At 43.3% G+C, this 19,090-nt stretch carries 20 protein-coding genes and 1 pseudogene; 18 read left to right on the top strand and 3 right to left on the bottom strand.

The genetic code is table 11. From position 1 onward, the window contains the following. The first annotated feature begins 18 nt into the window (after positions 1–18). The 7 genes and pseudogenes from rpmJ to C6H00_RS07380 all read left to right on the top strand — a co-directional run bounded on the left by rpmJ (position 19) and on the right by C6H00_RS07380 (position 4,315). A complete protein-coding gene (gene rpmJ, locus C6H00_RS07410) occupies positions 19–132 on the top strand; it encodes a 50S ribosomal protein L36 (RefSeq protein ID WP_013469758.1) in 114 nt (37 codons plus the stop codon). Positions 133–134: 2 nt separating this feature from the next. After that, complete coding sequence (gene rpsM, locus C6H00_RS07405) at positions 135–497, top strand: 30S ribosomal protein S13 (RefSeq protein WP_104750344.1); 363 nt, start codon at positions 135–137, stop codon at positions 495–497. Positions 498–506: 9 nt separating this feature from the next. Further along, positions 507–899 (top strand): 30S ribosomal protein S11, encoded by a 393-nt coding sequence (gene rpsK, locus C6H00_RS07400; protein WP_104750343.1) that lies wholly within the window; start codon positions 507–509, stop codon positions 897–899. Positions 900–908: 9 nt separating this feature from the next. After that, positions 909–1,535, top strand: a complete 627-nt coding sequence (gene rpsD, locus C6H00_RS07395) for a 30S ribosomal protein S4 (protein WP_104750342.1) — start codon at positions 909–911, stop codon at positions 1,533–1,535. Between the two features lie 12 nt (positions 1,536–1,547). Then, positions 1,548–2,558 (top strand): DNA-directed RNA polymerase subunit alpha, encoded by a 1,011-nt coding sequence (locus tag C6H00_RS07390; RefSeq protein WP_104750341.1) that lies wholly within the window; start codon positions 1,548–1,550, stop codon positions 2,556–2,558. Continuing rightward, positions 2,558–2,908: a 50S ribosomal protein L17 gene (gene rplQ / locus C6H00_RS07385; protein ID WP_104750340.1), complete on the top strand. Its 351-nt coding sequence runs from the start codon at positions 2,558–2,560 to the stop codon at positions 2,906–2,908. The genes C6H00_RS07390 and rplQ overlap by 1 nt, the downstream gene beginning before the upstream one ends. 67 nt (positions 2,909–2,975) lie before the next feature. Continuing rightward, positions 2,976–4,315: pseudogene (locus C6H00_RS07380) on the top strand (outer membrane family protein). Here C6H00_RS07380 and C6H00_RS07375 read toward each other — a convergent pair. Together C6H00_RS07375 and C6H00_RS07370 are read right to left on the bottom strand one after the other, a co-directional pair. Then, entirely contained in the window at positions 4,307–4,945 is a 639-nt protein-coding gene (locus C6H00_RS07375; protein ID WP_104750339.1) for an ABC transporter ATP-binding protein, read from the bottom strand. The pseudogene C6H00_RS07380 and the gene C6H00_RS07375 sit on opposite strands and share 9 nt — an antisense overlap. Next, entirely contained in the window at positions 4,945–6,264 is a 1,320-nt protein-coding gene (locus tag C6H00_RS07370; RefSeq protein WP_324728696.1) for an apolipoprotein N-acyltransferase, read from the bottom strand. Before C6H00_RS07370 ends, C6H00_RS07375 begins: the two co-directional genes overlap by 1 nt. Positions 6,265–6,341: 77 nt before the next feature. On the opposite strand from C6H00_RS07370, the gene C6H00_RS07365 reads away from it, so the two are divergent. The 10 genes from C6H00_RS07365 to C6H00_RS07320 are packed head-to-tail and all read left to right on the top strand — an operon-like array spanning position 6,342 to position 17,263. After that, positions 6,342–6,902, top strand: coding sequence for a CvpA family protein (locus tag C6H00_RS07365; RefSeq protein WP_233704478.1), 561 nt, complete (start codon positions 6,342–6,344; stop codon positions 6,900–6,902). A gap of 10 nt (positions 6,903–6,912) precedes the next feature. Next, the gene (lysS, locus tag C6H00_RS07360; protein WP_104750336.1) at positions 6,913–8,403 is read left to right on the top strand and encodes a lysine--tRNA ligase; all 1,491 of its coding nucleotides are present in this window, start codon (positions 6,913–6,915) and stop codon (positions 8,401–8,403) included. Continuing rightward, complete coding sequence (locus C6H00_RS07355; RefSeq protein WP_104750335.1) at positions 8,396–9,640, top strand: serine hydroxymethyltransferase; 1,245 nt, start codon at positions 8,396–8,398, stop codon at positions 9,638–9,640. The genes lysS and C6H00_RS07355 overlap by 8 nt, the downstream gene beginning before the upstream one ends. Before the next feature lie 9 nt (positions 9,641–9,649). After that, positions 9,650–10,192 carry a DUF1882 domain-containing protein gene (locus C6H00_RS07350; RefSeq protein WP_104750334.1) on the top strand — a complete coding sequence of 181 codons (543 nt, stop codon included), beginning with the start codon at positions 9,650–9,652 and terminating at the stop codon, positions 10,190–10,192. A 17-nt stretch (positions 10,193–10,209) separates the two neighbouring features. After that, a complete protein-coding gene (locus C6H00_RS07345) occupies positions 10,210–11,205 on the top strand; it encodes an SPOR domain-containing protein (protein ID WP_104750333.1) in 996 nt (331 codons plus the stop codon). A 59-nt stretch (positions 11,206–11,264) separates the two neighbouring features. Then, positions 11,265–11,645 (top strand): RidA family protein, encoded by a 381-nt coding sequence (locus C6H00_RS07340; RefSeq protein ID WP_104750332.1) that lies wholly within the window; start codon positions 11,265–11,267, stop codon positions 11,643–11,645. Between the two features lie 2 nt (positions 11,646–11,647). Further along, complete coding sequence (locus C6H00_RS07335; protein WP_104750331.1) at positions 11,648–12,889, top strand: NAD(P)/FAD-dependent oxidoreductase; 1,242 nt, start codon at positions 11,648–11,650, stop codon at positions 12,887–12,889. Next, a complete protein-coding gene (locus C6H00_RS07330) occupies positions 12,886–14,241 on the top strand; it encodes an alanine/glycine:cation symporter family protein (RefSeq protein WP_104750330.1) in 1,356 nt (451 codons plus the stop codon). Before C6H00_RS07335 ends, C6H00_RS07330 begins: the two co-directional genes overlap by 4 nt. Continuing rightward, complete coding sequence (gene alr, locus C6H00_RS07325; RefSeq protein ID WP_104750329.1) at positions 14,222–15,358, top strand: alanine racemase; 1,137 nt, start codon at positions 14,222–14,224, stop codon at positions 15,356–15,358. Before C6H00_RS07330 ends, alr begins: the two co-directional genes overlap by 20 nt. Positions 15,359–15,412: 54 nt before the next feature. Continuing rightward, on the top strand, positions 15,413–17,263 hold the full coding sequence (locus C6H00_RS07320; RefSeq protein WP_104750328.1) for a BspA family leucine-rich repeat surface protein: 1,851 nt from the start codon (positions 15,413–15,415) through the stop codon (positions 17,261–17,263). A 139-nt stretch (positions 17,264–17,402) separates the two neighbouring features. Here the strand turns inward: C6H00_RS07320 and C6H00_RS07315 are convergent, their stop codons facing one another. Beyond that, positions 17,403–17,798, bottom strand: a complete 396-nt coding sequence (locus C6H00_RS07315) for a DUF1104 domain-containing protein (protein ID WP_104750327.1) — start codon at positions 17,796–17,798, stop codon at positions 17,403–17,405. Between the two features lie 115 nt (positions 17,799–17,913). On the opposite strand from C6H00_RS07315, the gene C6H00_RS07310 reads away from it, so the two are divergent. Continuing rightward, entirely contained in the window at positions 17,914–19,056 is a 1,143-nt protein-coding gene (locus C6H00_RS07310) for a BspA family leucine-rich repeat surface protein (protein WP_104750326.1), read from the top strand. Positions 19,057–19,090: the final 34 nt, after the last annotated feature.

The following is a 19,090-nucleotide window of genomic DNA, read 5'->3' as shown; positions in this document are numbered from 1 at the left end:
AAGATTGAAGGAGATAGGATGAAGGTTAGACCCTCTGTAAAAAAAATGTGCGACAAATGCAAGGTAATTAAAAGACGGGGTGTGATTCGTGTAATTTGCACCACTCCTAAACATAAACAAAGACAAGGATAGGCATGGCAAGGATTGCAGGGGTAGATTTACCCAAAAAAAAGCGCGTAGAATATGCTTTAACCTATATCTATGGGGTGGGCTTAAAAAGCTCTAGAAATATTTTACACAAAGTGGGCATCTCCTTAGACAAACGAGTCCACGAATTGAGCGAAGACGAGATTTCTAGTATCACAAAGGAAATCCAAGCCAATTATGTAGTAGAGGGGGATTTGCGCAAAAAAGTGCAAATGGACATTAAAGCCCTCATGGATTTGGGGAGTTATCGAGGGATTCGCCACCGCAAGGGCTTACCGGTGCGCGGACAGACCACTAAGAACAATGCCCGTACCCGCAAGGGCAAAAAGAAAACCGTGGGTAGCAAGTAAGGAGAGTGTATGGCAAAGCGAACCAGCATTAAGAAGAAAGTTGTCAAAAAGAATATTGCTCGGGGTGTCGTCTATATTGCCGCCTCTTTCAATAATACCAATATTACCATTACAGATGAAATGGGTAATGTCATCTGTTGGGCAACTGCAGGAGGCTTAGGCTTTAGAGGGTCTAAAAAGTCCACTCCCTATGCTGCTCAACAGGCCGTAGAGAGTGCAATGAACAAGGCTAAAGAACATGGCATTAAAGAAGTGGGTATTAAGGTGCAGGGTCCAGGAAGTGGGCGCGAAACCGCTATTAAGAGTGTAGGGAGCATTGAAGGCATCAAAGTGCTTTGGATTAAGGACATCACGCCCCTAGCCCATAATGGTTGCCGCCCACCCAAGAGAAGAAGAGTGTAAGGAGCGCACATGGCAAGATATAGAGGTGCTGTTGAAAAGTTAGAACGCCGTTTTGGGATTTCTTTATTCCTCAAGGGCGAACGCCGTTTGAGTGGCAAGAGCGCGTTAGACAAACGCGCCTATGGTCCGGGTCAACATGGGCAAAGACGAGGTAAAATTTCAGACTATGGCTTACAACTGCGTGAAAAGCAAAAAGCCAAGGCCATGTATGGTATTTCTGAAAAACAATTCCGCTCGATCTTTAGAGAAGCCAACCGCATGGAAGGCAATACGGGGGAAAATTTGGTGCGCCTGCTGGAGCGTCGCCTAGACAATGTGGTTTATCGCATGGGTTTTGCAACCACTAGAAGTTTTGCGCGCCAGCTAGTAACGCATGGACATATTTTAGTGGATGGCAAGCGTATGGATATTCCTTCTGCTTTCATTAAAAGCGGGCAAAAAATCGAAGTGCGCGAAAAAAGCAAGGAAAATCCCCAAATTACGCGCGCTGTAGAGCTTACTAATCAAGTGGGGATCGTACCATGGATCGATGTAGACAGAGATAAGAAGTTTGGGATTTTCACCCGTTATCCTGAGAGAGATGAGGTGAGCTTACCTCTTGAAGAGAGATTGATTGTCGAACTCTATTCCAAATAATAGGGAAGTTGCATGAAAGTGATCAAAATAGCTCCACAAGTGCCTACAGATATTAATGTGGAGAAAATTAACGACAGACATATTAAAGTGTGTGTCTCTGCCTTTGAAGCAGGTTATGCTATCACTCTAGCGCACCCTCTAAGAAGGTTCTTGCTTTTGAGCTCTGTGGGCTACGCACCCATTGGAATTAAAGTGGAGGGAGCTAACCACGAGTTTGACTCTTTGCGCGGGGTTTCTGAGGACATGACCTTGTTTATTGCTAATTTGAAAAATATCCGTCTGATTGGCAAACACCTAGACAACGCCCAAAACGATCAAGTGGTGGTACACTATTCCTTTAAAGGACCTGCCAAATTAAGCGGGCGCGATTTAGAGAATGAAGAGATTAGCGTGATCGACCATGATGCCTACTTGGCCACTATTAATGAGGATGCTCACCTTGAGTTTTCTCTCATTGTGCAAAAGGGTATGGGATATGTGCCTTCTGAGAGTATACGGGGCTACATTTCTAGCGATTATATCCCCCTAGATGCCTATTTCACACCCATTAAAAAGGTGGTATACAACATTGAAAACATGCTTGTAGATGGCAACCCTAATTTCGAAAAACTTATTTTTGAAATTGAGAGTGATGGGCAGGTAGACCCTCAGCGTGCCTTTCAAGATGCCATTAAGACTATGAATGCTCAGATGCATATCTTTAACGCCAATATTGCTGATTGCAAAAGTAGTGCTCATTTAGAAGAAGGTCTAGAGAGAGACCTTGTGATGGAAATTGAGGGGTTGAATTTAAGTGCTAGGTGTTTTAATTGTTTGGATAAAATTGGGCTTAAATATGTCGGTGAGTTAGTGCTTATGGACACTTATGAGCTCAAAAATATTAAAAATCTTGGCAAGAAGTCCTATGATGAGATCGCTGAGAAATTAGAAGGCTTAGGTTATCCTGTAGGTTCTGAGATTTCAGCAGAATTTAGAACATCCTTGCAAGCCAAGTTAGATAAAATTAAAAATCAGGAGAGTTAATGCGACACCAGAATCGTTTCAGAAAATTGGGACGCACCAGTGCACACAGAAAAGCCCTACTCAAAAATCTTGCCATCTCTTTGATCACGCATGAGAAGATTCAAACAGGGATTTTTAAGGCAAAGGAACTGCAATCTTATATTGAAAAACTTGTGAGCATGGCTAGAAAAGGCGATTCTAATGCACATCGCTATGTGTTCTCTTATCTGCAAGATAAGCACGCCACTCATAAGCTTGTAACCGAATTAGCCCCTAAATATGCAACGCGCAATGGGGGTTATACTAGCATCCATAGAGTGGCTATTAGAAAGGGCGATGCTTCGATCCTAGCTTCTATTGTCTTTGTGTAGCGCGCAAGGTTTTCTAGGGGCGATGCCCCTGCTACTTCATCTCTCACTCCCTTTGCAATATTAAGTTATGTTGAGATCCTTTTTGCTTCTTGTCCCTTTGCTTCTTTGCGCTCTAGATTACCAAATAAGCGGACAAATGGGATCGTTTTCACGCATAGGTTTTAATAATTCCCCTATTAATTCTGATAAGGGGCTTTACCCCACGGGCAGTTATGTTACAGCTATTGGAGCGTTGCAAATAGATATGGATTTGTTGCCCAAGTCTATAGACACTCAACGCTTGAAAGCAGGCATTGGGGGCGAGTTGGGTGGCTTGGCTTACGACTCGACAAAGACACTTGTCGATCAGAGTGGAGATAATTTAGAATTCCAACCGGCCAACTGGTATTATATGGGGCGTTGGGAGGGGTATTTGATGAACGCGCCTTGGAGACACTCGCGCTATGAGGATAGCGTGCATGCTAAAAACTACATTCTTTATAACGCCTATTTGGATTATAGCTATAAAGATATTTTTGGCATTAAACTGGGGCGTTATGCGAGTAAAGAAGCTTTATTTTTAAGAGGCTTTAATCAGGGATTTGAAGCGTTTGTCCAATTTAAACATCTTAAGCTTGTGTGGTTTAGCACTTATGGGCGTGGGTTGGCTAATATCCAATTTATTCGGGATTTTTACGCGCCTGTGAGTTATGAGTTTCCCGATGGCAGGCGCACTAATTATGGCATGCATGCTCTCAGTCTAGCTTGGAACTCTAAGCACTTTACTATCATGCCATTTTTGTGGTTTTATCCTAAAAATTTCAACGCGCCCGGTTTGCAGACTAATGCGATCTTTAGTCCGGGTAAATGGAAAATACAAACAGATGTCTTTGCGTGGTTTCCCATTTATAGCACCACTCTAGCAAAAACCTACTATCGGGGCAATTTGGTAGGCAAAAATACCGCAACTCTATTGGTGCGCCAACGCTTTTATATCCATGATTATTACTTTGGTTGGGGTGTTTATAAGAATTTTGGTAACGCCAATGCACAACTTGGGTGGAATGGATCGCCTGTGTCCTTTGACACCACAGATGACACTCCCTATGAAGACGCTTACACTAACCTCTATAATGCCAACGCCCTCACTGCCCATGCTCTCATAGGGGGCAAGTTTAAAAATTTTTCTTGGTTTCTCTTGGGCAAGATCACCACAGGCCCTAGAGCGTATGCGCAAAGCTTGTGTCTTACTGCAAATATGATTGGAGGCATTTGCATTTGATGTTGCGCATCAATGGTTATTAAATTTCTATGCATAGAGGCTATAAGGTGGCTTATTTTGACGCGCCTAATCAAAAATTTGCCCCCTCAACTCAAGATCGTAGCTATATGATAACATCATTGAGCTATGATTTTAGACTACACTAGGCGTAAGCGTTGGTTTTCTAAGAGGTAGGTGCGCGTGCAATGACGCGCCATTTTCTCATCGTGAGTAGCTAGAATCAACGCGCCTTGATGGTGCTGGATATAGTTTTGCATGGCCTGCATAACCCCTAAAGCTGTAGTGCTATCTAAGTTTCCTGTAGGCTCATCTGCAAAGATGATCTTGGGTTTCTTGGTGAGAATGCGCGCAATGGAAAGGCGTTGCTGTTGTCCTCCGCTGAGCTCCCCCACGCTTTGAGAGAGCACATGGGCTATACCTAGTCTCTCTAATAAATCCTCTTGGATGGGTTGTTGGCTTAAGATTGAAGCCACTTGAAGATTTTCTAGGGCGTTAAAGCCCTTAAAGAGATAATGTGCTTGAAAAATAATTCCCACATGGTGGCGACGAATATCTAAGAGAGTTTTAAGAGGTAAGGCGTAGATATTGGGGTGATCTAATAAGCGCACATGTCCTTCTAAGGGTGGTAACATGGTTGAGAGATGGTTTAAAAGGCTGGATTTTCCACTCCCGCTCACTCCTAATAGCGCGATGGATTCGCCAGCCTTTGCTTGCAAATGGATGTCTTGATAGAGCCAGTGTTCAAAACGATGACCTAAATGCGTGGCTTCTAACATCAAAAATCCTTGTTTTGATCGCCCAAGAGAGTGGGTGTTAAGATATAGGAGGGGGAAAGATTGGTGCTATGGATAATGATCTTGTGAAAACGCCGCGCATAATACTTTAAAAGCATTCTTTGTAAAAAGGGTTCAATACTGGGCACAAACCAGCCATTATTACTAATAACGATAAAAATCTGTGGGCTATATGGGTATGCCTGTGCTGAAGTGCCCTCATAGCACACCAAAGGTCTAAAATTGAGACCGGCAATGTTAAAATCTCTAAAAGTTTCCCCACTCCCTAACTGAAAAGCACTAGGACCAAAGAAAATAGAATCAAGATAGTTGGCTAGAAATTTTGGAAGGGGCATGGTTTCTCCAAAGGGGGCTAAGATCACCTTGTGGGCGTAGTCGTAGGCGTTGTTGTGGAAAATGTAGGTGGAATTGTAGATAAGATTGCCCTTTTTATAGAGCGCGCCGGTAATGATAGTGATTTTGTTGCTCAGAGTGAGCAAATCAGAGAGCACCTCACTTGTATTGAGCACAAAGGGAAAGGCGGTTTCGGGCAAGATAACAATACTTTTATGCGCTACAATGGCTTTTTGGATCGTTTGAAAATTTTGCGCTACGATGGTATCTAAATGGGCTTGTTGCCATTTCACATCTTGAGCAATATGGGTAGTTACCACTTGCATAGGGGGTAAAATAGAGGGGATGCCTTTAGGTTGCCAATCCATGCTTAAAGCCAGCAGGAAAGAGGCTAAAAATTTTGTATAAAAATGCGTATGGGATTTTAAAAATAGGAATCGCTCTCCCTCAGCTTGGGAGCTTAAAAGAGCTATAGCACTTGCAATACATAGAAAACTGAGTTTATCTACTTTAAAAACAGAATAGGCAAAAAAGGACTCAGGGACAAACCAATCAAAGCCAAAGGGGTGGATGTAGCTAGCCAACCAAAGACTAAGCACACGATAAATAGGGGAAGAATGCCAACAGAGCAGGTAAAAAACCCCGCCATAACAAAGGGCGACTAGAGCGATCATCAGAGGGACAAGAAAGCTATAATCGCTGTAGCGAAAGCTTAAAGCAGACCAATAAAACATCCCCAAACCTACCAAGAATCCAAATCCAAATGCTTTGCGTTTTTTTACGCGCAAATAAACCAATATGCTCAAAGGAGCTAGTAAACTTTCTGTAGCCACAAGCAATAAAGGGTGTTTTGTAAGAAGTGAACCCACATAAAGAGGGGTAAGAAAAATTAGAGCTAACCCCCAATGAACACGGGATACAAGCCAGTCCCGTGTATGAACTTTAAGCCCTAGCGAAGGCAACAGCACTCCTTAGAATGGATGTAAAATTAAGCTTACAGAGTTTATAATTCTAGGATAGATTGTCTTAAATTCACTTGGAATGTATGATGGATTATATTGATGTAGCCTTAGTCGCTATTGTTCTTGTTGTGGGTATTCGTGGTTTTTATAATGGCTTGATTGATGAGGTTGCAGGCATTTTGGGCATTGTGTGCGGGGTGTGGCTGGGTTCTAGGTTTGCTGGCGATGCAGGAGTGTTGTTTTCTGCTCATGTGCACAATTTCCATAATGCGTCCATAGAAAGCCTCATTGGTTTTACGCTTATCTTAGCTGGTGTTTGGATCGCTTTTTTAATTGGAGGCGTAATCGTGAGTAAAGCGGTTGGGCTGAGTAATTTAGGGGCAATTGACAAGGTTTTGGGCTTTTTCTTTGCCTGTACAAAAATGTATCTTGTCTTCGCCTTTTTACTCTATGGTGTTTCTCACTTTAGCTTTATGAAACCTATGGACACTTATTTGCGCACTCATAGTCAACTTTATCCTAGCATGCAAGAAGTGGCAGCCTATGTGATGCGCCAGCCTGAGGTACAAAAACTTGGCGAAACCATTCAAAATAGAGCCAGTGAAGCCAAACAAAAAAGTCAAAGTAATTCCCTATCTAACTAAATGAGTCTCCATGTTCAGTAATCCTTATATCCAACAACGCATACAAAAGGCCGATTTATTGCGCTCACTAGCGCAAAACCCTTATGACAACCAAGTCAAACGCACCCTAAGCAATGCGGAGTTTTTGCAAACCTTTAGTGTGCTCACAGAGGGGCAAAAAGACCCCACTAGCATGCATACTTTGGTGGGACGCGTACGCTTTATCCGTCTGATGGGTAAGGCTTGCTTTTTAAAAATTGAAGATCAGAGCGCGCTCGTGCAGGTATATCTGTCTCAAAATGACTTGGGTAAAGAGGCCTTTGATAGCTTTAAAAAATGCGTAGAAGTGGGCGACATCGTGAATATGGAGGGTTATCCCTTTGTTACTAAGACCAACGAGCTTAGTCTACATGCCACTTCTTATAAGATACTGACTAAGGCAATTGTGCCTTTGCCTGAAAAGTTTCATGGTCTAAGCGATATTGAATTGCGCTACCGCCAACGCTATGTAGACTTGATCGCCAACCCGGAAGTTAAAGAGGTTTTTAAAACCCGTAGCCAAATTGTGGCGATCATCCGCCATTTTTTTGAGAAAAAGGGCTTTTTAGAGGTGGAAACCCCAATGATGCACCCCATTGCCGGAGGAGCTAATGCACGCCCCTTTATCACCTACCACAACGCCCTAGAGGTAGAACGCTATTTGCGCATCGCCCCCGAATTGTATTTAAAACGCTTGGTAGTGGGAGGTTTTGAAGCCGTCTTTGAAATCAATCGTAATTTTAGAAATGAGGGCATGGATCACTCTCATAACCCCGAGTTTACGATGTTAGAATTTTATTGGGCGTATAAGACCTATGAAGACTTGATCGCGCTCACTCAAGAGCTCTTTGAAGAATTATTGCAAGCGTTAAATTTACCTACACAGATCACCTATCAAGAACATACGATTGATTTTAACGCGGTGAGAGTGCTAGGTTTTAAACAGGCTCTTGTAGAGATTGGAGGGTTAGAAAATAGCGTAGTAGAGAATAGTGCCCTCTTACAAACTTTTTTAGAAAAGCAGGGCGTTAAGCTGGAAGGCTTGATCACGCATGGCAAATTGCTCGCTGAAGCCTTTGATTTGTGCGTGGAATCCAAGCTAATCAACCCTACTTTCATCACAGAATATCCCATTGAGATTAGTCCTCTAGCGCGCCGTAACGACACAGACCCCAACATTGCCGATCGCTTCGAGCTCTTCATCGCGGGTAAAGAGATCGCCAATGGGTTTAGCGAGCTCAACGATCCCCTAGATCAATACCAACGCTTTGAAGAGCAGGTTAGGGCAAAAGAGAGTGGGGATGAAGAGGCGCAATTTATGGATAGCGACTATGTGTGGGCATTGGGGCATGGCATGCCTCCTACAGCTGGAGAGGGGATTGGCATCGATCGCCTCGTGATGTTGTTCACCAATTCCAAAACCATCAAAGATGTGATTTTATTCCCTGCGATGAAACCCGAAAGTAAGGACAAGCATGTCTAAAGTTTTTCATTTGGAGCAGAGCGATCCGGAAATTTTTCATCTAGTTAAAGCCGAGTTAACGCGCCAAAGCGAACATTTAGAAATGATCGCGAGTGAAAATTACACTTTTGAGAGTGTGATGGAAGCAATGGGGAGTGTGCTGACCAATAAGTACGCAGAGGGGTATCCTTTTAAGCGTTATTATGGAGGCTGTGAAGTAGTAGATCAGGTGGAAAAATTAGCTATTGAACGCGCTAAGGCGTTGTTTGATTGCCAATTTGCCAATGTGCAACCCCATTCAGGCAGTCAAGCTAATATGGCAATCTACCACGCTTTGCTAAAACCTTATGATAAGATTTTGAGTATGGAGCTTAGTAGTGGGGGGCATTTGACTCACGCTTCTAAGGTGAGCGTTACTGGCCAGCATTTTCAAGGTTTTCACTATGGGGTTAATCAAGAGGGTTGGATTGATTATGAGGAAGTGTTTAAGATCGCTCAAATTGTGCGCCCTAAATTATTAGTTTGTGGGTTTTCAGCCTATCCTAGAGAAATCGATTTTAGACGCTTTAGAGAGATTGCTGACTCTGTGGGTGCATTGTTGATGGGCGATGTGGCTCACATTGCCGGGCTAGTTGTAGCGGGCGAACACTCCCACCCATTCCCTCACTGCCATGTGGTCAGTAGCACCACACATAAAACTCTTAGAGGTCCTAGAGGAGGTTTGATTCTTAGCAATGATGAAGAATTAGCCAAAAAGATTGATAAGGCCCTTTTCCCGGGCACTCAAGGAGGACCTTTGATGCATGTGATTGCAGCTAAGGCGGTGGGCTTTTTAGAAAATCTCAAACCTACTTGGAAAACCTATGCCAAACAAGTTAAGGCTAACGCGCAAGTTTTAGTCAAGGGGCTTTTAAGACATGGATTTGATTTAGTTAGTGGAGGGAGTGATAACCACTTGTTGCTTATGCGTTTTAAACATTTTAGCGGAAAAGAAGCCGAAGAGGCTTTGGGAAAGGTTGGTATCATTGTGAATAAAAACACTATTCCCAATGAGACAAGAAGTCCCTTTATCACTAGCGGTATTCGCTTGGGGTCGTCTGCACTCACAAGTCGAGGCATGACCACAACAGAGTTTACTTTCATTGCAGATAAGATTGCTGAAGTTCTGCAAAACCTCAGTGGGGATCACAGCTCCATTAAAGAGGAGATTGAGGCCTTGACACGAGGGTTTCAGGTCTATGAAAACGCAATTTTTTAAAGGAAGCCCATGGTAGAGATGGATTTACAGCTCATTAAAATGCAAACGAGTCATTACTATCTAAAGCAATCTGGTCTTGGAGAGCGCGTTACCCACTTAGGCCGTTGCTATTATGATAAATTTGAGCGGGTCGATGCTACTCTAACTTCTATGCTCATTCAAAAGCATTGGCGCAAAGAAATCACTCTTGCACATAATCTCATCCTGCCTAATAACAAGGTAGAGAATATTGTTTTTGATTACAACGGGCGTACTCCAGATCGTTTCTATCATAAGGCCCAACTACTCTTAAGAGAAGAGGGTTTTATTAATTTTACCGCTTATGAGACGAGTACTCCCGGACACTTGCATCTTTATGTGCACAAGGGGCATACCGAACTTAGCGAGGGTTATCGTTTAGCCAAAACCCTTTCTATGAAACTAGCGCAAGGTTTGCCCAATGAATGGAAGACTTTTCCTAATAGCGATCTCCCCCCTCAGTTTAATATTCTGGTGTTACCCTATAATGTTTTTGCTAAGGAAAGAGGGGCAAGCTGGGCGCGGCATATGTAGTATTTTAAAGGACACTTATGGACAATTCAGAATCTAATCAAGACCTCAATATCAATAGAAGACAATTTAATGAAGCGATAGAAGAGCATGAAAAGGGTTCTAAGCTTAAGAAAATCCTGCTAGGGGTGGCTATTAGCCTCATCATACTGGGCGTGGTGTTAGTGGTGTTTTACAAAAGTACTCGTGAGCCCTCTAAAAGCCCTCCTATAGCCAATGATTTAAGTTTGCAAAAGACTAACCCTAATACCTTTAATCAAAGTAATTTTGAAAATCTCACTTTGGATTCATCGCCAAAAAAAGAAGAGGACAAATTTGATCAAATTGTGAAGGATATTCAGGCTAAACAGGCCCAAAAAATACCCGAAGCACCCGTCATGCTCCCAGCTAGCCCTTTGGATAAGTCCTCACCTCCACCTGCTCCACTTGTCCCAAAAATGGAAACTTCCCATGAAAAAGTTGCCACCAAAAAGACAGAACAAAAAGAGGTGAGAAATTCTAGCCATGAAAGACGAGCTTCGCATGGACATGAAAAAGCCAAACATGAGAAAGAGAGACATGAGAAACACGAAAAAGTTGCGCATAAAACTATAGAAAAGCATCCGATAAAACCTCCTCACAAGACTGAGATAAAGCCAGTGCCCAAAAAAGCGATCGAACCACCCAAAGAAACCCCAAAAATCGCCAAAACAGAAGTAAAAACTCCACCTCCATCTTCTCCAAAAAAACAAGAAACACCCATCGATCATGTGAAACCTGAAAAGGTGGGCAAGCCCGAAACCAAACCTATAAGCACGCTACCCAAAGGCTTTTACTTGCAAGTTGGGGTGTTTAGCAAAGTTCCTAATCTCAAATTCATGGAAGCTTTTATGAAATACCCTCATCAAGTCCAAGATCTCAGCAATGGTCAAAAACGCTATCTTATTGGACCTTATAACACTAAAGAGCAAGCAGATGCCAAAGTAGAAGAGATTAAAAGCAATGTTGCCAAGCCTGTGCACATGGAAGTCAAGTAATATCAGCCTTAGCACAGCTTGCATGGGGCATAATGCCCCACTTTTAAAAAGGAGTAATCATGCAATCAAAACAACAAGTCAATACGAATCACGCCCCAAAAGCGATCGGCCCTTATTCCCAAGCTATTAAAAGCAGTGGTTTTGTTTTTATTTCCGGACAATTAGGTATCGATCCCAAGAGTGGAGAATTTACCGGAGGGATCAAGGAGCAAACCACGCAAGCGATGGAAAACATGCGCGCCATTCTTAAAGAAGCGGGACTAGATTTTAGTGCAGTGGTCAAAACCATCATTTTGCTTAAAAACTTAGAAGATTTCGCAGTTGTGAATGAAATTTATGGGAATTATTTCAAAGAGCCCTACCCTGCGCGCGCGACTTTTCAAGTGGCCAAACTTCCCAAAGATGGGCTTGTAGAAATCGAAGCAATCGCGCAGGTTTAAACATGCAAAAAGATGTTGTGATCATTGGGGGAGGAATTGTAGGTTTGAGTTGTGCCTATGCTTTGCACCACGCCGGGCGTGAAGTTACTCTCATCGAACAGACAGATGGAAGCAATGGGACTTCTTTTGGTAATGCCGGGCTAGTTTCTGCCTTTAAAAAAGCCCCTCTTTCTAGCCCGGGCGTGGTGTGCGACACTTTAAAACTTATGCTCAAAGGGCAAGCCCCTTTAAATATCCATTGGGGACTCAACCCTCAACTCTATAAATGGTTGTGGAAATTTGTTAGAAGTGCGAATAAGAAATCTCTCAAGCGCACGCTAGCCCTATTTGAGCGGTATGGATGGATGAGCCTAGAGGTCTACCATGAAATGTTAGATCGGGGCATGGATTTTTGGTTTAAAGAAGATGGGCTATTGATGATTTATACCTTGCAGGAAAATTTTGAAAAGAAGATCAAAGCCTGCGCACATTACGATTCGAACACCTATGAAATTTTTGACCCTCGCGCTACACTGGACTATATGCCCGTAGCGCGTGAAGAAAACATCTGTGGCAGTGTCCTTTTGAAAGAAAACGCCCATGTTGATGCTAGAGAAGTGATGGAGAGTTTGCAAAACTATCTCAAAAATGAAGGGGTAGAGATTCATTACAATGAAGAAGCGCGCGACTTTGAATTTGGCGCACAAAAGATCAATGGGGTGATCACCAGTCATGGAAAAATTGAAGCACAAACGATCATTTTGGCTACAGGGGCTAGCCCTTATCTGCTCAAAAAAACCCGCAATGATTTTTTAATGATGGGAGCAAAAGGGTATAGTTTGACCTTTGAGATGCCCGAAGAGCTCAAGCCTAAAACCTCTTCTCTTTTTGCAGATATTTTCTTGGCGATGACTCCCCGTAGAAACACCGTGCGCATCACTTCTAAATTAGAGCTTAATACTAATGATCCCGGAATTGTGCGTGCCCAAATTGACAATATCAAGAAAAATTTTACTACCTTTACACGCCCCTTTGAGATGCAAAATGTCCAAGAATGGAGTGGTTTTAGACCTTTAACTCCCAATGATATTCCTTATTTGGGCTATGATTCTCGTTATAAAAACTTAGTGCACGCTACAGGATTAGGCTGGCTTGGAATCACCTTTGGTCCTGCTATAGGAAAAATCATCGCGGATCTGATCGCGCAGGGTGCTAATGAGAAAAGTGTAGATGTGATGTTGTTTTCAGCTTTTTTTAGAGAATGATATTTCTTAACACATTCCTAGAAATCTTAAAGACATGGGTATGGGGAGTGCCCTTGCTAATCTTGCTCGTGGGTACGGGGCTTTTTTATACCTTTTTATTGCGCGGTATCCAGTTTAGTAAAACTTTCCATGCCTTCAGAATCCTCTGTACCCGTGATAAGCATTCTAAGGGCGATATTTCACAATTCTCAAGTTTGATGCTTTCTATTGGTGCAACCGTGGGGATTGGAAGTATTATTGGAGTGTCTGTTGCTATTGTGTCAGGTGGGCCGGGGAGTATTTTTTGGATGTGGGTTACAGGTTTGGTGGGAATGGCCACTAAGTATGCAGAGGGGGTGCTCTCGCTCAAATATCGCGAGGTGGGCAAATTTGGTTATAAGGGCGGGCCAATGTACTACATCAAAAATGGCCTACACATGCCTAAGTTAGCCTTTGTTTTTGCCTTTTTTACCTTAGTCGCTTCCTTTGGAATTGGGAGTATGACTCAGGCTAATGCAGTGTCCTCGATCCTATTGCACCATGCCTCTATGCCCACTTGGCTTTCTGGTCTTATCATCACGGCCATTACGGCCTTGATTTTAATGGGGGGAATCAAATCTATTAGCAAATTTAGCGATTACTTCGCGCCTTTCATGGTGCTTTTGTATGTGCTTACCACTCTTTATATTGTGCTTACCCATCCTAGCGCAGCTTTAGATGCGTTAAAGCTCATTGTTTTGCAAGCCTTTCACCCTCAGCCTATCTTAGGTGGTGTGGCTGGTGGAGCGAGTTTGCTTGCCATTATTCAGATTGGAGTTTCTAAAGGACTCTTTTCTAATGAGGCAGGCATGGGCAGTGCAGCCATCGTGGCAGCCGCTTCCAAGAGCGCGCATCCAGTCAAGCAGGCTTTAATCACCATGTTACAACCTCTCATCATTACTTTAGTGGTTTGCACTTCTACAGCTTTGTTAGTGCTCATGGCACCTGTGCATTATCAATTCCATGACGCTAGCTTGTTGACCTATGAGAGCGTGCGCTATTTTTATCCTAACGGAGGCTGGATAGTTTTTGCTTCAACGATTTTTTTTGCTTATTCCACCATTGTAGGCTGGGCCTATTATGGCGAACGAAGTATAGAATTTACCTTTGGTGCAAGCTACATTGTTGTCTATCGCTTTCTTTATTTGGGAGGTATTTTTGTGGGTGCACTTACTAAATTAGAATTTGTGTGGAATTTCTCTGATATTGCTAATGCGTTAATGGCTATCCCTAATTTGATTGCGCTTCTTTTGCTTCATAAGGTGGTTGTAGCCGAAACAAAATCTTATTTTGCCCTACAAACACAGGCCTGTTATGCAACCAAATCGTGCTAGCTATGTAGAGATTAACGCCCAAGCCCTAGCGCATAATTTCCAAGTCATGCGCACATTGTTGGGGACTGAGATGAGCATCATGGCGGTGGTAAAAGCGAATGCTTATGGGTGTGGTGCGCTAGAGACTAGCCGTGTTTTTTTAGAACAGGGAGCGGGGTATCTGGGGGTAGCCACTTATGATGAAGCCCTAGAACTGCGCGCACGCTTTGCCCAAGTGCCTATTTTAATTTTAGGTTTCACTCCCAATCACATGGCACAAGGACTCATACAAGCCAATATCACCCAAACCCTCTTTTGTGAAAAGCAAGCACTCTATTTCTCTAAGGTCGCGCTTAAACTAGGGCGCAAGCTCAAGGTGCATATCAAAGTGGATACGGGCATGAGTCGCTTGGGCTTTTTCCCTACCCAAGAAAGCGCGCTTGCAATCGCCAAGATTTCCCAACTTAAAGGGCTAGAGCTAGAAGGCGTTTTCACCCACCATAGCAACGCGGACGCGCTCTATAAAAATTACGCCCACGAGCAAGCCACGCGCTTTGTAGAATTTGTCGATCAACTTAAAGGCATGGGATTAGAGTTTAAATACCAACACATGGCCAATAGCGCGTGCGCACTGAGCATGCCCAGCTATGGCATGAATTTAGTCCGCGTGGGCTTGGCTCTCTATGGACTGCACCCCTCTATTTACACCCAAGATGTCCTAGAGAAAAAGGGGTTGTCCCTGCGCCATGTCCTCACCCTCAAAGCCCAGATTGTGAGTTTAAAAGACATTCCTGCCGGGAGATTGGTAGGCTATGGGGAGGATTACTATTGCATGAAAAACACCCGCGTAGGGGTTTTGCCCTTAGGCTATGGGGATGGTTTTTCTAAAATTTTGGGTAACAAGGCTTGGGGACTCTTGCATGGGCAAAAAGTGCCTGTGATTGGGGGGGTGTGCATGGATCAGTGCTTTATTGATGTGGGCGATATAAAGGCACAAGAGGGCGATGAGGTGATTCTCTTGGGCGAGCCTGCAAGCGGGGCTATGGGGGCGGGGGACATTGCCAAAATCTTGGGTATCATCAATTATGAAGCTATCACCATGCTCACCAAACGCCTCCCGCGCGTGTATTTACCCTGAAACTTAGTTTTGTGTTAGAATCATCTTCTATTCTATTTTGATTAGGAGATCGCCATGCAAGAAGTCTTAGAAAAATTAGAGCAAGAGATCAAGAGTGCCAAACGCGCGTGCCGTTTGGGCAAGAGTGTGTTAGAAGAGGGCTTAGAGGTTCAGCAGGAAACCCAAGAATTACACGCTAAATTTAGTGCGTTAGTAGAGGCACTCACACATGTCAGCAAAGCCCTAGATGAGCATTACGCTAGCCTAGAGGACGATACAGCCTTAGAAGAAATGTTAATCTTGCTTAAACGCGTTAGAGCTAGGATCAACACGCCCTTAGCCAGCCTAGAGCAAGCCAGCACCGCTAAGGAAGTCTTAGACTCTCTAGCGAGCCTAGAACAAAGTGTCTTGGATGTGGAGGGTGTCCTAGTTACCCTAAAAGAACACCCCGCCCTAAACACCCCCACCAGCCTTAAAGCCACGCCTAAGATGACTAAAAAATATTGCCCCCAAAGCAAGGAGGAGTTGAAAAAATTAGTCGCCGATGAGAGTATCCACTTAGGCGAGATCGACATTAGCCAAATCACGGATTTAGGTTTTGTGTTTTCGCACGCCACTGGGGGGGGGAGGGGGGGGGGGTACAAAGACGATGAAGTCAAACCCTTCACCCGCCAAAACTTTGAAGGCTTAGAAAGCTGGGACACTTCCCATGTTAGCAACATGAAAGCCATGTTTTACAAAGCTATCCATTTTAACCATGACATTTCTAGTTGGGATGTGTCTCAAGTAGAGAACATGGAGGCGATGTTTAGGTTGTGTGAAAACTTCAACCAGCCCTTGAATAGTTGGGATGTGTCTAGGGTCGAGCACATGACTTTCTTGTTTGTGCGTTGCCAAAACTTCAACCAGCCTTTAAATGACTGGGATGTCTCTAGGGTGCAGAATATGCACGGGATGTTTGCTTATTGTGAAAATTTTAATGGGGCTTTGCAGGGCTGGAAGTTGTCCAATGCGTTTAGAACAGGTGCTATGTTCATGGGTTGCACGAGCTTTAATCAGCCCCTGAATAGCTGGGATGTGTCTAGGGTGCAAGAAATGGATGCCATGTTTAGTGGCTGTGGAAATTTTAACCAGCCTTTAAATAATTGGGATGTGTCCCGTGTGAAATATATGAATAATATGTTCGTTCGTTGCACGAGTTTCAACCAACCCTTGAATAACTGGGATGTATCCAATGTGGAGGATATGTCTTTTATGTTTTGGGTGTGCCGTAGTTTCAACCAATCTTTAAATAACTGGGATGTTTCTAGCGTGGAAAAAATGGAAAACATGTTTGATGGTTGTGAAAACTTTAATCAACCTTTAAACAGCTGGGATGTATCTAATGTTAAAAACATGAAAGGCATGTTTGAAGGTTGCCATAGCTTTAACCAGTCCTTAGACAACTGGGATGTCTCTAGTGTAGAGACTATGGAGGCGATGTTTAAAATGGGCTATTGTGAAGATGCTCGTTTCGACCAGCCTTTAAATGATTGGGATGTATCTAATGTCAAAAGTATGAAGAACATGTTTGAAAATTGCCAAAACTTCGACCAACCTTTAGATGAATGGGATGTGTCCAGTGTGGAGAGCATGTATGGGATGTTTCAGCATTGCGAATACTTTGATCAGCCCTTAGATGATTGGGATGTTTCTAGTGTCAAAGATATGTTTTGCATGTTTGATGGCTGTAAGCGTTTTAACCAGCCCTTGGACGACTGGGACACTTCTAGCGTGGAAAACATGGGTTGTATGTTTAGGGATTGCTCTAGCTTCAACCAGCCTTTAGATAGTTGGGATGTCTCTAGTGTAAATGCGAGAGATATGGGTCAAATGTTTTCTGGCTGTGATAGCCTAGCTAGACGCCCCCGTTGGTATCCAGACTAAAACTTAAAGGACTTGGGTGGTGGTAACTTGTTAAATGTGTACCAACCCCACACGCCATCACCATGAAAAGTTGTTTTTACCTCTGTTTGTGTTTTTGTGTCCCTCCAGCTTTGCTAGCTTTCACCTAAGCAGTTGCGATCTAGTGAGAGGTCGTAGGGGCGCACCAAACACGGCGTTCTTTGCCCTTGCAAATGTCAATATTCAAGCCCATCGCCTCAAGCTCTTTAAGGCTGTGTTTCTTTTTAGCCTTGGCTAGATTGTGGCGCACTTGCTCGCGCATGTGAGAAAACTCTTTCCAGCTCATTTTGCTCAAATTCGCCCGCGCGCTCTGGCCAAAAGCCTTTTTAAACTCCTTTTGGTGCTCCTCATCAAGTGATCTCAAGCGTTTCACCACTTCCATGCGATAATTCAAGGCCTGACTAGCCGGCAGAGTGCCCGCGATTTTGAGCAACTCCTCATCGCTCAACTTAGCAAAATCCTGCCCCCAAGCCAGCCCCACAGCCAAAGAAGCCAATACTAAAGCGCGTTTGTACATATCTATCCTTCTAATGTATTGTCCAAGCATTCTAACACAGATTGCTGGGTTTTCCATGTGGTTGGCTATCTTGCAGTAAAAATATTTGATTCAAGTCTAATTCTGGAGAATTGCCATGCAACAAGTCTTAGAAAAATTGGAACAAGAGATCAAAAGCGTTAAAAGAGCATGCCGTTTGGGTAAGGGGGTGTTAAGCTCTTTGGAGAGCGGATTAGAGCTTAAGCAGGAAGTCTACGAATTGCACACCAAGTTTAGCGCGCTTAGAGATGCGCTCACGCACCTAATCCAAACCCTCGATCAACACTATGCCAATTTAGAGGATGATTTGGCATTAGAAGAGATTTTAATCTTATTTAGGTGTGTTAGAGCCAAAATAGACAAACCTTTGGATGCGTTTGTGTTAGTTAGCAATAAGTATGTTGCTGGTGCTTGTGAGGATTTAGAAAACCTAGAAGGGAGTGTCTTGGAGCTAGAAAAGGCACTGGATAACTTCAAAGCCTACCAAAAACAAGAGCAATTAGACAAACGCCTCTTAGAGCAACTAGGGGACATGATGACTGCTCTTGAAAACTATGCCCAGATGACTAAAAAACACTTCCCCCAGAGCAAAGAAGAGCTTAAAAAATTAGTTGCCGATGAGAGCGTGCATTTGGGCGGGATTGACATTAGCAAGATTACAGATTTAAGCTATGTGTTTTCGCATGTGCATGAAAAGGATAAAGAGGATTTTGACCCAAGTGATGATGAAGAAACCCTGAAATCCTTTAATCGGCGGAACTTTGAAGGCTTAGAAACTTGGGATACCTCCCATGTAACCAACATGAAAGGCATGTTTTATCGAGCCATCCACTTTAACCATGATATTTCAAGTTGGGATGTTTCTAGTGTTGAGGATATGGAATTGATGTTTGAGAATTGCGAGAGTTTCAACCAATCATTAAATGATTGGGATGTATCGCGTGTGAGAAATATGCGCTGTATGTTTAGCAGTTGCCAAAGTTTTAACCAACCTTTAAATGCTTGGGATGTTTCTAGCGTTACCAATATGTATTCCATGTTCGATGGTTGCACCAGCTTTAACCAGCCATTGGAAAATTGGGATGTGTCAAAAGTAGAGAGTATGAACTGGATGTTTGAGGATTGCCAAAGTTTTAACCAATTTTTGGATAGTTGGAAGATATCAAGCGTGAAATCTATGATTATGATGTTTGAAAATTGCTCTAGCCTAGCCAAACTCCCTACTTGGTATAAAAAATAAATTCTTTAGGGGGCTTAAGCTAGCCTACGTCCTA

Origin of the sequence: Helicobacter cynogastricus, from assembly GCF_900197855.1 — a bacterium.
Lineage (GTDB): Bacteria > Campylobacterota > Campylobacteria > Campylobacterales > Helicobacteraceae > Helicobacter > Helicobacter cynogastricus.
This window is presented reverse-complemented; position numbering and strand designations above follow the sequence as displayed.

Excerpts from the sequence above, each read along its gene's own strand:
- rpmJ (WP_013469758.1), top strand. The coding sequence starts at position 19 with ATGAAGGTTAGACCCTCTGTAAAAAAAATGTGCGACAAATGCAAGGTA.
- rpsM (WP_104750344.1), top strand. The coding sequence starts at position 135 with ATGGCAAGGATTGCAGGGGTAGATTTACCCAAAAAAAAGCGCGTAGAA.
- rpsK (WP_104750343.1), top strand. The coding sequence starts at position 507 with ATGGCAAAGCGAACCAGCATTAAGAAGAAAGTTGTCAAAAAGAATATT.
- rpsD (WP_104750342.1), top strand. The coding sequence starts at position 909 with ATGGCAAGATATAGAGGTGCTGTTGAAAAGTTAGAACGCCGTTTTGGG.
- C6H00_RS07390 (WP_104750341.1), top strand. The coding sequence starts at position 1,548 with ATGAAAGTGATCAAAATAGCTCCACAAGTGCCTACAGATATTAATGTG.
- rplQ (WP_104750340.1), top strand. The coding sequence starts at position 2,558 with ATGCGACACCAGAATCGTTTCAGAAAATTGGGACGCACCAGTGCACAC.
- C6H00_RS07375 (WP_104750339.1), bottom strand. The coding sequence starts at position 4,945 with ATGTTAGAAGCCACGCATTTAGGTCATCGTTTTGAACACTGGCTCTAT.
- C6H00_RS07365 (WP_233704478.1), top strand. The coding sequence starts at position 6,342 with ATGATGGATTATATTGATGTAGCCTTAGTCGCTATTGTTCTTGTTGTG.
- lysS (WP_104750336.1), top strand. The coding sequence starts at position 6,913 with ATGTTCAGTAATCCTTATATCCAACAACGCATACAAAAGGCCGATTTA.
- C6H00_RS07355 (WP_104750335.1), top strand. The coding sequence starts at position 8,396 with ATGTCTAAAGTTTTTCATTTGGAGCAGAGCGATCCGGAAATTTTTCAT.
- C6H00_RS07350 (WP_104750334.1), top strand. The coding sequence starts at position 9,650 with ATGGTAGAGATGGATTTACAGCTCATTAAAATGCAAACGAGTCATTAC.
- C6H00_RS07345 (WP_104750333.1), top strand. The coding sequence starts at position 10,210 with ATGGACAATTCAGAATCTAATCAAGACCTCAATATCAATAGAAGACAA.
- C6H00_RS07340 (WP_104750332.1), top strand. The coding sequence starts at position 11,265 with ATGCAATCAAAACAACAAGTCAATACGAATCACGCCCCAAAAGCGATC.
- C6H00_RS07335 (WP_104750331.1), top strand. The coding sequence starts at position 11,648 with ATGCAAAAAGATGTTGTGATCATTGGGGGAGGAATTGTAGGTTTGAGT.
- C6H00_RS07330 (WP_104750330.1), top strand. The coding sequence starts at position 12,886 with ATGATATTTCTTAACACATTCCTAGAAATCTTAAAGACATGGGTATGG.
- alr (WP_104750329.1), top strand. The coding sequence starts at position 14,222 with ATGCAACCAAATCGTGCTAGCTATGTAGAGATTAACGCCCAAGCCCTA.
- C6H00_RS07320 (WP_104750328.1), top strand. The coding sequence starts at position 15,413 with ATGCAAGAAGTCTTAGAAAAATTAGAGCAAGAGATCAAGAGTGCCAAA.
- C6H00_RS07315 (WP_104750327.1), bottom strand. The coding sequence starts at position 17,798 with ATGTACAAACGCGCTTTAGTATTGGCTTCTTTGGCTGTGGGGCTGGCT.
- C6H00_RS07310 (WP_104750326.1), top strand. The coding sequence starts at position 17,914 with ATGCAACAAGTCTTAGAAAAATTGGAACAAGAGATCAAAAGCGTTAAA.